The 16,631-nt window shown below is 34.2% G+C and carries 11 protein-coding genes; all 11 read right to left on the reverse strand.

Annotation, left to right across the window (positions count from 1 at the left end; genetic code table 11):
- Positions 1-55 precede the first annotated feature (55 nt).
- The 11 genes from C7E02_RS08130 to C7E02_RS08180 all read right to left on the reverse strand — a co-directional run bounded on the left by C7E02_RS08130 (position 56) and on the right by C7E02_RS08180 (position 16,627).
- Positions 56-6,943, reverse strand: coding sequence for an NEAT domain-containing protein (locus C7E02_RS08130; protein WP_158683001.1), 6,888 nt, complete (start codon positions 6,941-6,943; stop codon positions 56-58).
- Positions 6,944-7,100: 157 nt separating this feature from the next.
- Positions 7,101-7,577: a hypothetical protein gene (locus C7E02_RS08135; RefSeq protein ID WP_105309289.1), complete on the reverse strand. Its 477-nt coding sequence runs from the start codon at positions 7,575-7,577 to the stop codon at positions 7,101-7,103.
- Positions 7,578-7,921: 344 nt separating this feature from the next.
- Entirely contained in the window at positions 7,922-8,758 is an 837-nt protein-coding gene (locus C7E02_RS08140) for a hypothetical protein (protein ID WP_105309820.1), read from the reverse strand.
- Between the two features lie 19 nt (positions 8,759-8,777).
- Positions 8,778-9,596: a metal-dependent transcriptional regulator gene (locus C7E02_RS08145; protein ID WP_105309290.1), complete on the reverse strand. Its 819-nt coding sequence runs from the start codon at positions 9,594-9,596 to the stop codon at positions 8,778-8,780.
- A gap of 37 nt (positions 9,597-9,633) precedes the next feature.
- Positions 9,634-10,014, reverse strand: coding sequence for a hypothetical protein (locus C7E02_RS08150; protein WP_105309291.1), 381 nt, complete (start codon positions 10,012-10,014; stop codon positions 9,634-9,636).
- 65 nt (positions 10,015-10,079) lie between these two features.
- The gene (srtB, locus tag C7E02_RS08155) at positions 10,080-10,892 is read right to left on the reverse strand and encodes a class B sortase (protein WP_105309292.1); all 813 of its coding nucleotides are present in this window, start codon (positions 10,890-10,892) and stop codon (positions 10,080-10,082) included.
- Between the two features lie 349 nt (positions 10,893-11,241).
- Positions 11,242-12,561: a sensor histidine kinase gene (locus C7E02_RS08160; RefSeq protein ID WP_105309293.1), complete on the reverse strand. Its 1,320-nt coding sequence runs from the start codon at positions 12,559-12,561 to the stop codon at positions 11,242-11,244.
- Complete coding sequence (locus C7E02_RS08165) at positions 12,558-13,211, reverse strand: response regulator transcription factor (RefSeq protein WP_005340226.1); 654 nt, start codon at positions 13,209-13,211, stop codon at positions 12,558-12,560. The genes C7E02_RS08160 and C7E02_RS08165 overlap by 4 nt, the downstream gene beginning before the upstream one ends.
- Positions 13,212-13,307: 96 nt before the next feature.
- Positions 13,308-14,684, reverse strand: coding sequence for an ABC transporter permease (locus tag C7E02_RS08170; protein WP_005340229.1), 1,377 nt, complete (start codon positions 14,682-14,684; stop codon positions 13,308-13,310).
- Complete coding sequence (locus C7E02_RS08175) at positions 14,684-15,340, reverse strand: ABC transporter ATP-binding protein (protein ID WP_105309294.1); 657 nt, start codon at positions 15,338-15,340, stop codon at positions 14,684-14,686. Before C7E02_RS08175 ends, C7E02_RS08170 begins: the two co-directional genes overlap by 1 nt.
- A gap of 9 nt (positions 15,341-15,349) precedes the next feature.
- On the reverse strand, positions 15,350-16,627 hold the full coding sequence (locus C7E02_RS08180; protein WP_105309295.1) for an ABC transporter permease: 1,278 nt from the start codon (positions 16,625-16,627) through the stop codon (positions 15,350-15,352).
- Positions 16,628-16,631 lie beyond the last annotated feature (4 nt).

The following is a 16,631-nucleotide window of genomic DNA, read 5'->3' on the forward strand; positions in this document are numbered from 1 at the left end:
CGAACTGCCTGTCAGATCAGGAAGCCATTCTTAAGCTTTTTCTTTATAATAACGCTTACTTTGTAACTTTTCTTCTCTTGTACTCCATCAGTCCGGCAAGAAGTGCTACTCCACCGAGCAGAAGGAGTGTTGCCCAAAGAGTATTGTTTGCTACGACATCATCTGTCTTAACGCTGGATGCGCCCTTAAGGCTGGAACCACCCTTGAGGCTAGAACCTGAACTGCTAAGTCCTGATGTTCCACTCTTTAAGCTGTTTCCACTTGAAAGAGAAGATCCACTTTTCAGTGAAGAACCACCTGTAAGGGAATTTGTTCCAAGTTTATTGTTCCCAAGACCACCATTACCGATCAGTCCGTTTCCGTTAGTGCTACTATTTCCACCGTTGCCATTGTTTCCGTTGTTGCCATTGTTATTATTATTGTTGTTATCAAATGACGGATCATCAGCTGTGGTAGCTTTGATCGTACTCCAGTCAAGTTTTAAGAATACTGGCTGTGTGCCTGTTCCTGTAGAAATAGCGTCCATAATCGGTACGAATACCTGAAGCGGTACATAACCATCTTTTAATGCTTCTGGAATCAGTTCGAATGTTACCTGATCCGGATAGTTTGTTCCGTATGTATCAGATACCAAAGATCCATCTGCATTTTTCTGGTAGCTGTCTACTGTTACATCTGCAAGTGTTCCCTGCGGATTGCCATACTTATCAAGCGTATAACCTGTTGTGAAGTATTTCAACTGGCTTAAATATCCAAGCTTCTGTCCTACAGTCAGACCATTAAAGTCAAGCGTGATGTAATACTTGCCATTCTTAACAGTCAGTTTTACTGTATGACCGATTGCTCCATCAGACATGGATGCAGTTGTCTTGTCAACCTTTACCATGTTGCCTGTGATAGAGTAAACTCCATCTGCGAGATTGTTGATATTCAATCCGCTATTGTTACCATTGTTATTATTGTTTCCGTTATTGTTGTTGCCATTATTATTGTTGTTGCCCTTGTCAGAAGAAGATTTTTCTTCCAAATTCACCATAGCAAGTGCAAGTTTCGATGCCTGTTCATTCACTTCATCCTGTGTTGCGTTCTTATCCTCATATACCGCTTCGGCTGTTTTGATTGCCGCTTTCAGGTTCTTGATTGATTCTACAGTATATAAGTTCCCTCTTCCAGCCATGTTAGAAGCTGTCAGAAGCATTGTATGTAATCCACTCTTATCAACAGTTACTTCTTCTACTTTTTTAAGATTTTTCACTGCATAATTCAGAATTCTTACCTGTGCATCGACCTCTTCCTGTGTTGCGTTTTTATCTGCATACACTTCTTTTGCTGTGTCATAAAGAGATTTTAATGCTTCCAGTGAAGCGGCTGTATAATTTTCCGTATCTGACAGATATTCTTTTGTAGTAGACAGTGCTTTCTTCAATTCTGATTTATCTGCACCTTCTATCTGAAGTGCATCAATCGCTTTATTGATTGCATCTACCGCACTATTTACTTGAGTCTGTGTAACATCATCTGATTCATACACTTTCTTAGCATTATCTCTTGCTTTTTTCAAAGATTCTTTCGTTGTCTGTGTATATGTTACATCCCCATTGTTCAAATAGCTATCTGCTGCTTCGATTGCCTTTTTCAATTCGCTCTTATCAACTTTGACTGCTTCTTTATTAAATACACTCATTGCAGCATTCAGTGAATCTGTAGCTGAATCAACTGCTGTCTGATCCACATTCAGATTATCGGATATCTCTTCTCCCGCCGCAATTACAGCTTTCAACATTTCGATATTTTCAGAACTATATCCGTAATCCTCTTCTTGCAATGTTTCCAATAAACTATTTGCTTTCTTAATCGCTGCATTCAGTTTTGTTTTATCTGAGTCTGTTCCAGTTACCTGTTTAAGCGTAGACCAATCAAGATTCAATCTTGCATACTGTAATCCATTTCCGCTCTGAATAGATTCCATAACCGGTACATATACCTGAATCCAAACCGTCTCTTCTCCTAAACTAATCGGCATACTCATATAATGAGGATATAATTTTCCTTTTACATTTGCATCCAATCCGCTGTCTGGATTATTATAAGCATCATACACATCCTCATAATAAGAATCAACATTGGCCGGTACTGGCTCGATTCCTGTTGGTGCATCTACACCTGATTCTCCACCAGTCCACTCTGGGAAATAATTTAATTTTGCCAAATATCCTGTTAAATCTTTACTTCCTAATTTGGTTGTTAAAGGAACAAATTCCATTTTTAATGTAACATTATCACCATCAACAATTAATGTCATTGGTTTTACAACTGCTGGATTTCCCATAGAATCTCTGTCAGAAGATGCCATTTTCATGATTCCATTCATTGTATATGTTCCATTAAATACAACATTATCATCCGGCTTCTGTATCAGCATAGCTGAAGTTTTCTCCAAAAGTTGAATTTGTTTATCAACTTCCTGCTGTGTTGCATTTGCATTTGCTAATACCGCTTTAGCTGATTCAATTGCTTTTCCAAACGCTTCTGCTCCTTTTGGCAGGCAATTTGTTGTATCGATTTTCTCGGCTCTATTAACAAGATTCTGCAAAGCACTCTTGTCTGCATTCGCATTAAGGGCCTCCATTGCTAACTGAAGTGCAGATGTTCTTGCATCTACTTCTGCTTGTGAAATGTTAGCGTCCTCAATAGCTTCTTTTGCCTTATCTCTTACAGTTACAAACGCTTCCCAATTTGGATAATTTAGATTTTCTATCTTGCAAGCTTCTTCATAAAGAGCCTGTAACTTTGTTTTGTCAGCTCTTTCAATCAATCCCTCCATCTTGGAATTAAGTTCCAGAACTGCTTGATCAACCTGTTCCTGAGTTGCCGTTTCATCTGCAACTAATTTCTTTGCTGCCTCAAGTGCTGTCTTAAATTCTTTATAAGAATTTGGTGTATAGTCATCTTCTTTCTTTGTCTCTGCATTCTGGATCGCTTTATTTAATTCTTCATAATCAATTTTTCCCTCTAATCCATTAATTGCATTTTTAAGAGCTGTAACCTGCTCATCTACTTCACTTTGAATTGCGACCGGATTATTCAACACTTCACTAGCTTTTGCAATTGCTTTATGTAAATTTGCAAGTGATTCCGTTGTATAACTTCCTGATAATTCACTTTCGGCTTTCTTTAAAGTCTCTTTTAATGTATCTTTGGTCACTTCAACTTTTTGTGCATTTGACAATTCAAGACCAACTTCATTTACCCAGCTTGTATCTCCATCTGAATAATAACCCACCTGTGTCAGCTGTTTCGCATCTCCAATCGGGAAGGATACTTTTGTTGGATATGTAGTTCCATCCTCTTCGATTGTTTCAAGAACTGTTGCATCTTTAAATTCTTTTCCATCTTTATAGAGGAATCCATCAATATAATAAGAAGCCAGTTCTTGTCCATCCATCACTGTTTTTGCCTTTTCCAGATTCATGTAGGCTGTTGCATTTCCATTCATATCCACTACAAGTCTGGTCTCTCCTGCAAGTCCTTGATGATATCCAAGTGTTCCATCTGTCTCCACAATCCGGCTGTCTACTGTATAAATACCTTCTTCCAGATTCAGTGATGGATTTGTTTCTTTTAATCCTTCTTTCGCTGCTTTCAAAGCTGTTACCTGCTCATCAATCTCGCTCTGGATTGCAACTGGATTTTCTTTTACTACTTTAGCATTTTTCAGTGCTTCTGTTACTGCTGCAAAACTATCTGATGTGTAAGCTCCATCATCATTCTTCAGTTCACTTAATTCTTTTACCAAAGAATTCAATTCTTTTTTATCAGCATTTTGTTTCTGAGCATTTGTCAATTCTAAGCCGACTTCATTTACCCAGCTTGTATCTCCATCTGAATAATAACCCACCTGTGTCAGCTGTTTCGCATCTCCAATCGGGAAGGATACTTTTGTTGGATATGTAGTTCCATCCTCTTCAATTGTTTCAAGAACTGTTGCGGCTTTGAACTCTTTTCCATCTTTGTAGAGGAATCCGTCAATATAATATGAACCTACTTCCTGTCCATCAAAAACCGTTTTTGCTTTCTCAAGATTCATGTAGACTGTTGCATTTCCTTTTTCGTCTACTGCAATTCGTGTTTCTCCTGCAAGTCCCTGATGATATCCAAGGGTTCCGTCTGTCTCTACAATCCGGCTGTCTACTGTATAAACGCCTTCTTCCAGATTCAGTGATGGATTTGTTTCTTTTAATCCTTCTTTCGCTGCTTTCAAAGCTGTTACCTTCTCATCAATCTCGCTCTGGATTGCAACTGGATTTTCTGTTACTGCTTTAGCATTTTTCAGTGCTTCTGTTACTGCCGCAAAACTATCTGCTGTATAAGCTCCATCATTATTCTTCAGTTCACTTAACTCTTTTACCAAAGAATTTAATTCCTTCTTATCAGCCTTCTGTGCAGTAATATTTGTCAACTCAAGAGAAATTTCATTTACCCAATCTGTATCTCCGTCTGAATAAAATCCTACAGCAATGTTCTTTTTCAGTCTGGATACTGGGAAACTAATTTTGGTCGGATATGTTGTTCCATCTTCTTCTTTAGTTTCTAAAACGGTAGCTTCTTTATATTTGTCACCGTCTTTATAAAGGAAACCGTCAATGTAATAAGAAGCCAGTTCTTGTCCATCCATCACTGTTTTTGCCTTTTCCAGATTCATGTAGACTGTTGCATTTCCTTTTTCGTCTACCGCAATTCGTGTCTCTCCTGCAATTCCCCGATGATATCCAAGGGTTCCATCCGTCTCTAAAATACGACTATCAGCAGTATATACGCCCTCGCCATAAGTCTTAATTGCTTCGCCTGTCAATTCTTCAATCGCATTAATTAACTTATCAGTTTGCGTATCCACTGTTGACTGTGTTGAATTAATGTCATTATAAACTTCTTTCGACTTTTTCAGAGTTTTTGTGAATTCCGAAAAAGCATCTTGATTATAATCACTACTATCATATTTTTCAGCCTGATCAATATATTTTTTCAATTCATCTTTATTGACATTTTTCAGGCTTGGTGTCAATGTGTGCGGTTCTTCACCATCAATTTTTTTTGCATCAAAAAGCTGAACAAGTGCATCTCTGGCTGAAGCTCCTTCTCCTGGTTCTCCACCTGCCAACCCATCCATAATCGGAACAATTACATTGATTTTGAATACATTTTTTAAAGTAATATTATTTCTAGTAAAATCATAAGTTTCCGGAACCGGTATTGCAACGCTCTCTGGATAATTAAGATGATAATCGTCAATATCAGGGCTGTTATTTTCGTCAACCATATATTTAGTAATATTTACTTCTTGCTTATCCGTTTCAGCACTATCCTTAGTCGGATAATAGAACATACGATACATATATCCAAAATAATCTTCTCCACCAAGCGGAATTGTGATTCCCTGCATGTCAAAATAGAGATCCTTATTAGCTCCATTATTGTAAACATGGAGAGTTGCTTTTCCACCCTTTACAGCATTATTAGCCATCGAAGGGGATTCTGGCTGTTCATAGTTCCAGATATTAACTCCTACAGAATACACACCATCCGATAATGTGCTTACATCTGTCACATCACTTTTCTGGAATAAAATATACTGATATCCATCCAGTTTTGTCGTTGTATAATTTAGTTTTCCATTTTCAACATCAACTTCACCATATTCCGAATTAATATTCATTGATGATTTTTCGTCAGCAAAAAATACATATAGTTGAGTTTTGTCCGCATCCCATTCATCCGGAATATCAAAAGAAAGTGTCACTCTGTTATTTGGTGTATACGCTGTATCATTTGCTTTAAACGATAAACTATATAATTTTGCTGCTGAACTTACACCGCCTACTGTTGACATCGCATTATCGTAATCAGTTCCTTTTGTAACAGGTGTTGCTTCAAACTTTGTTGCTTTTTTTAAATTATAAGAATCAGAAGTCAGTGTTACTCCATTACTTGAAAGGGTAACTGTTTCCTTTTGATTTGTATCTAATCTCAGAGTAGCATAATATTCTGAGTCATCAGAAAATACTATATGTATTTCTCTACCAAATACTGCTTCTTTTACACTATTATAAGGAATTTCAACTGTACCATCTTTTACTTCAAGTTCATTCCACTTTGAAATTCCCCGGTATCTTTCGCAGAAGCCACCAGCGCCTTTTATTTCAGAAATCCCATTAATATAGATTTTCTGAATATTAACATCGCCATTTGTTTTCAATTTAACAGTAGCTGTTCCGTCGCTTGCTGTTACTTCTCCATCTAAAAGACCACTTAATTTTTGTCCATCACCTTCAAAATTATAGTTGTCATATTTTCTATGCGAAACAAAATCAAATTTCACCCCACCATCTTTATAGTTTTCAATACTTTCTGGTAATTCAATTATATCAGACGTATCGAAACCCAGCTTACTGCTAATCAGATCAGATGAAGAACGATCCGTTCTCCAATCACTTGCAAACGAACCTTCTGTATACTCTATTTGAGCCGTATATAAAAAATCTTTCAAATTATCAACTTCAAACGTCAGATACTTATTATCAGAATAATCATTTCCACTAACAGTAATTTCATCTGGCGAATAACATTTTTCATCATTTGCTGTATCCAGCCAGCCAGTTTCAATCATCTTATCACGATAAGGATACTTATCCAATCCATAAGATGCACATTTAATATCCGCAAGAGCTGTATCATCTTTGAATGTTCCTTGCTTATATATTTGAAATGTAACCATTTTATCATAATTATTTGCCTGAATCATCACCTTATATTTTCCAGATTCTTCAGGTGTGACAATCGCACAGTTACTACCATAATGTAATGCCGTCTGTAAATTTGCCTTCGTTTCAGTACCATCTTCACTATAATTTTTGATAGGTACTACATAACTATGACCTGTTTTCATGTCATACGTTTCGCTTCGTTGTGCATAGGCTATTCCTGCTCCTGCGCTCACAACACATAGAAGTGTCAACATGCTTAATATTATTTTTTTTAGCTTTTTCATAAATCCAAAAAAGTGAGGTGAGACACGATGCCTCGCCTCACTTTTACCTCCTACTTTATTCTGCTGCTGTTAAAGAGTTGATTTTAAGATATCCTGTCTTTGCACTATGTGAACCAAGAACAGATACTGTAAATGTTCCTTCGATTGCATTTCCTACTGAAATCTTAGACGCATCTAATCCAGAAACTATATAATCATAAGAGCCTTCCTTAACTTCTTTTCCTGCAATTCCGTCTAAAGTCATACCAGTCAAAGCACCTTTAATTCCAATATAGGTAAACTGATGTGTATATAATGTCAAATCAGCAGTTCCATCTGTATAAACTACCACTTTAGCAGGATTATCAATTCCTTTATTTCCCATAGATGTAGATGAGCACGCCGCATCTTTATACAAAGTTACATTTGCTTCATATTTTGCCGAAACTGTTTTTGTATCAGATGTACCACCTGCCGCAAATGCTGTAACTCCCATTGCCAGCATCATTGTTGCCGCTAAAAGCACAGCAACTAATTTCTTGATCTTTCTCATAACTGTAATCCTCCTTTTCGTTTTTTGGCATTAGCTTTTTTGCTAATAAATTTTTAGTTATGATACTTAGAGTTCCGTGAGAATCATTCCGGTTACCCACGTCTAACTTCTTGTCCAAAAGATACCATAATTTGCCATTCAATGTCAACGCTATTTTCTCATGTTTTTGTTGTCTGAATTGCAACAAAATCACCGTTTTTCTTTTCGTTTTTGTTGTTATTCAGGCAACAATAGACGTAAAAGCGCCGTTATTGATAGTGTTTTATCAATAACGGCGTTTTATTGAAATTATTTACTATTTTGTTACATGTTGTGTGTAAATGATAATTTTTCTCATTTCTCATTTATACCCAAAAACATAATAATGCAGTGCTTTCCGGCATGTGAACCGGTCCTACACTACAGGTTACGGTAACTGGTACAATTCCCATTGTGCCGATTCCCGTCCATCGGTGGATTCTGCACGCTTCCATCGGGATTTTCACGATGTTATCTTCTATATCTGCTTCTTCAAGGACTTCATTATGCTCATACTTCAATGTTTTCAGTTTTCCAGCCATCATTTCACCACTCACTCTGGAGTGTGCTACCATCTCTTTCAGCTTTAATTCCAGATAGCTTTCTCCATTCTCCTGAACAATTTCGGCTATTTCTTCAAATCCTCTCATCGCCATAGAGTCTCTTCCCTGCCCCTGCTTTTTATTCATCCGGTAAAGCCGGAACACTACCGGATGCCTTTCACATTTCTGCAGATTGTGCTGTATCTCCTGATCCAGTTCATTCTCTTTTTTCTTGTATACGGATTTTTTCTCTGCATAGGCGTTAATCATCAGTTCCAGCATGTGGATGTCGATATTCTCCACCATAACATCCAGTGATTCCTCGATTTCTTCCGGTTTTGCACCGATTTCTTCCAGATATTTTTCAAGATTCTCATACAGGTTGGAATATCGTTCCAGCCATTCTTCTCCTGCAGGAGTAAATTCCAGTGACTCTGTCAGAATTCCTCTTTCTATGCAGTTCTTAAAATAGCGGTTCACCGTTGAACGGTTCACGCCATAATATTCTGCGATACTTCCCTGAGCTCCACGTTTCTTTTCTACTTTTGACAGGCCTTGTAAATATTGCAGTTGCAGCATTGTAGGTCTGTTCTGTCTCTTTAGATGTTCACCTTTTTCCATTTTCTTTGTCCTCTCTTCGTCACCATACATGAATATTCAATTCCCGATAATCGATTGGCAATGGCTTCTGTTCAAAACGGGTAATCGCAATAATTGCCACTGCTTCTGTGACCGGAATTCCTGTATTCGCAGTATAGGTAAAGATGTCTGTCGGCAACTGATAAACACCTTTTTCTTCTTTCGCCTGTATCCATTCTTCGTCTCTTCTGTACCATACACATCCGATAGATTCATCTTTTTTTGTCTTGAGCCGGAAGCAGTTCTGGGACTTTTTCACTCTCAATATGACGGATTGTTCCAGTTTCTCATACTCTGTTGCAAGGAATCTCGGATTGCGTCGCTCCGGTTCATACAGTCCGAATGCCATCGGGAAATCGCCATCCTCATAAAAGGTATACAAGTCCATATCGTCATAAATTCGATCGTATACGTCACCGTACTGCAGAAAGTTTTCAATTCCTTTTAATCCTTCCGGACTGATATAATGTTCCACTCTACAGGCATCTTCCTGCGCCCTCTGCTGATCCATTCCGCTTACCATCTGGAAGAACTGTGTCAGTTTCTCATGGCGTGCAAGGCACTCCATCCCTTCCAGTTTTCCCTTATCGGTCAGTTCCAGATGTCCGTTTTCCGGCTCACACAAAAATCCTTTTTTCACCAGACTCCGCACCAGGCCTGCCGCTTCATATCCGGTTATGTTCACTTCTCTGGCATACTCTTTCGATGTGATCTGTCTGCCCTGCCTCCATGTCCGATAGACATATTCCAGAAGATCTTCTTCCAGTTCGCCTCTGGCTTTTGTCACATCAATATTTCTGTTTTCAGTCTTTCTTCCCATGTTACCTTTCCTACCTGTCTTTTTTAATATTCATCCGCTACACGATATCCGGTATTTTCTGCAAAAGCCTTCCATCCAGTAAGCATATCGTTTTTTTCTTAGAGCCTTTCTTTTTCTCTGCGACAAACCCCAGATTACAGGTGAAGTGTATTTCACTCAACCACTGCTGTTCGTACTCTATGTGAAATGCTGTGGCAGGAATTTTGATGCTGTGATCATTTACTTCTGCCTTCTTCCAGATTCCACGCATGTTCTGATACCAGATTATTCTGTCATCCTCATTTTCCGGATGCTCCGTTAGTTCCAACCAAATCTCCCAAGGCTCTATGTACAGCCAGCCATCTCTTTCAAACCGCATATCTTCGATAGCTGCCTTTCTCTCTTTTCCGATCTCTGTGGTGTAAAAGGAATACCACATCTGAAAAATCGTCCGCAAAATATCTTTTTATTTCTTTTTTCACATACTTTTGGATATTTTCATAGTTAATTTCCTTTTTCCTTTAATTTTGATTCATCCGTAGTCTGTGCGTCAACGCAGACTGCATGGATGGCAAGTCGCTTGCTGTATCCGTTCCCTGTACAGGTAGAAAGTGTCAGTATCTTGTTACTGATCTGCGGCTTTATTCCTGTATCAACATCGGAATCTTTTATCATCTGGTCGATAAATTTCTGATACTCTTCGCCCGGCTGGTATCCTACTTTGTATACATCACCGCCATTGACTGCATTTTCATAGGAGAAGATTCGATAACGGTAGGCGGTTGTCTCAGAATATACAGTGAAGTATTGATTTTCTTTCCAGAAACCGTCATCCTTATATTTTTTCAGGCTTCCGAACATACTTCCGTCTCTCATATTGTGACCGTAAATAATGTTGTAATAATCCGAAAAATCAGATTTGTTAAGACCTTCCAAAAAGATACACCCTGCGATGTGGCTGTTGCCATGCAGGTCGGTTCTCAGATATTTCTGATTGTCACCTGAATACAGAATCGGATAATTGATGCCAAGTTCGTCCTGATTATCAAACCGTATCCATCCGATGACATCTGGATTCTCGGCTTTCAGCTTGTCAAATTCTACTTTTACATCTGTAGCCCACCAGTCTTTTTTCTTCTGCTTTCCATCATCTGGTTCGGACTCATCATTTACATACTCCTCGGCAAGTTTGTCATAATCTCTGGCGGATTTCCATCGGTCGATGTATGGGGGCAGGATATGCATAAGTGCTACCCCGATCAAAACCACTGCCATAATGATCCATATCAGCCATCGGTATGAAGTTTTTTTCTTCATGTTGTCTCTCCCATTTTTCCTGTTAGTTCTCTCGAACCACTATCGTCATTATGGAATGTGTGCTTGGAATTGTCAATCTTTTTCTTCTGGCGTATTGCTTTTGGATGTATGTGAATATTTCTTGTTGGTTCATGTGGGATCCCTTCTTTTTCTCATAATGAATGGATGACCTCTGCCATCCATTATCATTTATTATAACTTATACAGGCTTAGCCTCTTGGCTGCATAAAAATGCGTAACAGACAAAATCTGTTACGCAATGAAAGTCTAACTTTTTGGGGTCAGCTCAACTTCCATGGCTAATAATAAATCTCTATATTTCAATAACTATTGCAAAATTATATCTTGTTTAAGAAAATATTTTAATTTTAAAGATAAAAAATTCTTCATCCTGCAATGCTGTATATTCTATATTGTAATTATTCAGAATATTACTTACAATATATAAACCTAATCCATTACTATTTTCCTTATTTAAATCAAATTTAACATCAAATATTTTATCCATATTCGAAATTTTATTGTTACCGTATGAATTCTCTATATATAACCAATCATTAACTATCCCAATATTAATTACCCCATTTACATCAGTATATTTTACCGCGTTACTAATCAAATTAGATAGAATAATCTTTAAAGCTGTTTTTCCTATATAAATATTCTCATCTAATATATAATTATTGACAGTTATTTTCTTTTGATTTGCTAATATTTCATACCTTTTTAATATGTCTTCTAATGCATCATTTATTTTCAAATATTCTTCATCATTATTCAAATTTTCTATAGAATGAACTGATAATATTTGAGAAATATTTTTTGTTAAACTATCAACGAGTTCAATACATTCATTAATATAAATATCTCTTTCTTTATATTTTCCAATATTGTATTTCATGTTTTCCAGTATTATTTTAAGACTAGCAAGAGGAGTTTTAAGTTCATGGGATGCACCTTTAAAAAAGTCATATTTTATCTTTTCTAATTTTAAAATTTCTTTATTTTTAAATTCCAAATCGTCAATTGTTCTTAATAAAGTAGAATACAAATCATTAATTTGTTGTTTTAATTCTCCAACTTCATCATTAGAGCTAACTTTTAAACGCGTTTTCTTATCAAGTTTCATCATTTTATCAGTAACAATTTTTATTTCTTGTATATTATTTTTTATTGATTTTGCATAAATTAAAGAAATAATAGCAGAAAATAAAATTGATATTAATAAAGAATAGGGTAAAAATTTAAGGCTTAAATCTTTCGCATCTTTTTGCATATCAGCTGTAGAAACAAATTGTAGATTTGTTTTTTTACCATCATTAAGCTTTATTTCTCTTTCTTCAATTATCAAAGAATTACTATCACTTTCTAAATTAACATTTATATTATCTTTGATTTGTATTTCATTCTTATTATTTTTTTCTTTTATAAATGCTTTTATTTCACCACTCTTAGAATAAAGCTCCAAAGTTTGTTCTATATATTTTATTTCTTTTCCATTCATATTACTAGAAATTTCATTTGCCATATTATGAATCTTTTCTTTTCTCGTCTCCAAATATGTTTTAGGAAAGATAAAAAAAACTAATGAATGAACTAATATAATTATTATTCCAAGAACAGAAAATATTTGTATGAACATTTTTGGAAATATCTTTAATTTTTTCATTTTCTCTCCAATTTATATCCTACATTTCTTATAGTAGTTATACAGTCTAATCGTAATTTTTTTCTGAGTTCTTTTATATATACATCTATTACTCGATCATAAGGAGGTTCTTCGCTATCTTTCCATACATAATCAATAATTTGCATTCTTGTTAACACTTGTCCGTTATTATCCAATAAACATTTTAATACTTCTAGTTCTTTTGCATTTACATCTATTTCTTCACCATTTATTTTAGCTGTATAGCTATTAAAATTAACCGATAGATCCTTATATTCAAACTTCTCTATATGTCCATAATTCTTCTTAATTAAAGAATCTATTCTAGCCTTTAAGACCGGCAATGAAAATGGCTTTTCTACATATCCGTCTACCAAATTAGTAAATGCATCAATTTTATATTCTTCATCACTAAATGCAGTCAAGATAAGAATTGGTAAATTGCTTTTCTTTCTAATTTCTTTCAACACTTCTAAACCATTTATAAAAGGTATCTGAATGTCTAAGATAACCAAATTTATATCGCTATTAAATTTTGACAAGGCTTCTCTTCCATCTTTAGCTTGAATAACAGTATATCCAAATTCTGAAAGATATTCACTTATTCCCTCTCTTATCATATTATCATCTTCAACAGTTAATATTTTCATATATCCTCCACTTAAGCCTATATACTTATATTATACAGCATATTATTTAATATTTAAAATCCAAAAAATTTTTGGTGCTAAAAAGCACCAAAAATTTTAATTATTGTCAATTAATAATTCTTTTGGATTCCTTCTTAATATATTGAATGAAGAAATAATCAATGATACAAGAAGTACTAAACTCATAAATATAACTACATAAATTATGAATTTAGGCAATACATTTATATCTAAACTTGATAATGTCTTGTTAAATCCCTCAGCTTCTGCCCCACCCCCTAATTGGCTAGATGCAGATTGTCTAGCTATTTGTTTAGCTATATCGCCAGTAACCTTATTCAATATATGATTTCCAAGCTTATCAGCTGTATATTGGGCTAAGAAATAAGAACCAACGAATGCGGGGATTGATATAAATACCATCTCAATTAGGAATTGACCAAAAATTTCTAATTTTGATATACCTAATGATAGTAATACTGCTATTTCTTTCTTTCTAGCATTCATCCATAAGAATAATAATAATGAAACTACAACTCCTGCAAATATTAATGAGCCAACAAATAATTTATTTGAAATTGAGTAGATACCTGATATAGATTGTTGTAATGCAGGGTAATTTGATGAACTTTTAATCAAATTATATTCTCTCCAATTTATATCTAATTTCCCAAGATCTTTTATTACACTATCAAGATTCTTATCACCTTTTACAAAGAATGTTGCATCTTGGTATACAGCTGTATCTTCTGTATTACCATAAACTTTAGCAGCTGTATGAACATCAGTGATTAATGTATTTTCGTATAGTTCTTGTGCTGCACTTACTCCACCGCTATTATGCCCATCGAATAGACCTTTAATTTCTACTTCTACTGTTTCATCTGCACCTTTCTCATTATCAGCATCAAATAAATTAGATTTTATTTTTATCTTATCTCCAACTTTAAGATTATTTTTTTCAGCTAAATCTTTATGCATTAAGATTTTATTTTTATCTTCATTTTCTAAATGCTTTCCTTCTACTAATTTATATGCTCCTGATACAAATTTTGTTTCTTTTGATGAGTCGTTAACCCCAGTTAACATAACTGTTCTTTTAAAATTCTTCGCTCTTTCAGGTGATTGATTCGCAAGAGTCTCTTGAGTTTCAATAATATCATAATCAACTAAATCTGCAACACTGTTTATTCTTTTTACATAGGAGTCTATACTATCTGTTTGAGATATCTTTTTAATATCTTCACCTTTTACATTTCCCCCACCTCTTGGTGTTCCTGGATTTACTTGTCTATTTATCTCCATAGAAAAACTATTTGTTATATTAGCAAAAGTTTCTTTTGAAGCTCTGTCCGTAGCATCTTTAATAGATAAACTAATGAGACTTAAAGTTGACATAGATAAAATAACTAATATAATAATTAATGATTTTAAGCTTTTTCTAGTTACATAAGCAAATGCATTTTTTATCATTATTCAACCTCCAAATTCATTTTATTTACTTTTTTCAACTTTTTACCACTTAGTTCTAAAATGATATCCGCAGAATCTGCTACTTCCTTACTATGTGTTACAACTATTATACATTTATTTCTATCTTTAGCTAATGTCTTTAATATATTAATTATTTCTCCAGCAGTAACACTGTCTAGATTACCAGTAGGCTCATCAGCTAGTATTATTGGAGCATCTGATACCAATGCTCTAGCAATAGCTACTCTTTGTTGCTGTCCACCAGATAATTTCATAACATTTCTTTTTATTTGTTTTTTATCTAAACCTAATTCAAACAAGATACTTTCATCTGCTGATTTATTTACTAATCGAATATTTTCAATTGGTGATAAATAATCTATTAAATTATAGTTTTGAAATACTAAAGATATATTATTTTTTCTATGATTACTATATCCTTTCTTTTGTATATCTTCATTCTTAAACAATATTTTTCCTGTTTGAGGTTTATCAAGTCCAGCAAGTAAGGCAAGAAGTGTAGATTTTCCTGCTCCTGACTTTCCTACTATCGCATAAAACTTCCCAAGTTCAAATTTTTGATTTACTCCTGACAAAACTTTTTCTTTAGAGTTTGCATAACTATATGCTACATTCTTTATTTCTAATATATCCATTATTTTCTCCTAACTTATTTTTGATAATATTTCTTTAGGCTTCTTGATTAATATTAATGAAGAAGCAAATACAACTGATAAAACAATAATACTTATTAATATTAAATAACTTTGTCCAAGTGTTGTTATATTTAACGTAAAACTACTATTATTTATTAAACTTCCACCGGAAATCATTGAATCCTCTGAGTTAACGAATCCATCTACAATTACTTTTAGTAATACATTTCCTAAAAATAAGGAAGATATTATACTTGGTATCGATATGAATATTAACTCGAATATAAATTGCATTATAATTTGTATCTTAGATGTTCCAATAGATAAAAATATACCTATTTCATAAATTCTTTCTCTTAACCATAGAATCAAGATTAATGAAAGAACAACCATCCCACCTAACATAATAGAATAAGTCATTATTTTTATTATATGTTTTATTCCACTCACTGACTCTAAAGACTCTTCAAACGCATTCGAATCTTTTTCAACAAAATACTTTGACTCATCAATTTTAAGCTCTTTCAATTTGTTTAAGGCTAAGTCTGTAGATTCTGCACTACCAGAATACATTAAAATTTTATTTGCGATTTTATTATTTTCTGATTTATTTAATATCTCTTGGCTTGTTGAATAATCTACAAACACCATATTTTCACTAAAATCAGAAGATAATCCTGTATATGTTTCCTGTTTTTTACCAGAAAAGATCCCTATAATTTTAAATTTATGACTTTTTATTTTTCCACTTTTTTCAATATCTAGTAATTCAAGATCGACTTCATCACCTAATTTTAGATTGTTTTGTTTAGCAAATTCTTCATGAACAATAATTGAATTCTTATCATTTTCTCCTATATTTTTACCTTCTTTCATTGTAAATACTCCACTACTAAATAAAATATTTCTTTTAGTATTATTTGTAGCTTCGAGTGAAACAACATTCTTAAATTCGTCAGATAAATCTTCTCTATTTATTCTTTGTTCTCCGCTAACTACTTTAGCATCTTTTAGTTTTGCTAATCCATCATATTGAATTATTTTTTCTTCAATTTCTTTTAATTTCTCAATATCTTTAAATTGATTAACATTAAAATATTTACCATCTTTTTTTGTTATTGATATTGAAGAATTAGAACTTTCATATAAAGCCTTTTCTATTTCATTGCTTGATTTCATTATTGTTAAACAAGAATACAAACAAGAAAGAACAATTGTTAAAATAACAAAAATAATAAATGTTCTATTTGTTTTTCTTGTAATGTATGCTATTGCGTTTTTTATCACTTTT

Source organism: Dorea sp. Marseille-P4042, assembly GCF_900290215.1.
GTDB classification, from domain to species: domain Bacteria; phylum Bacillota; class Clostridia; order Lachnospirales; family Lachnospiraceae; genus Dorea; species Dorea formicigenerans.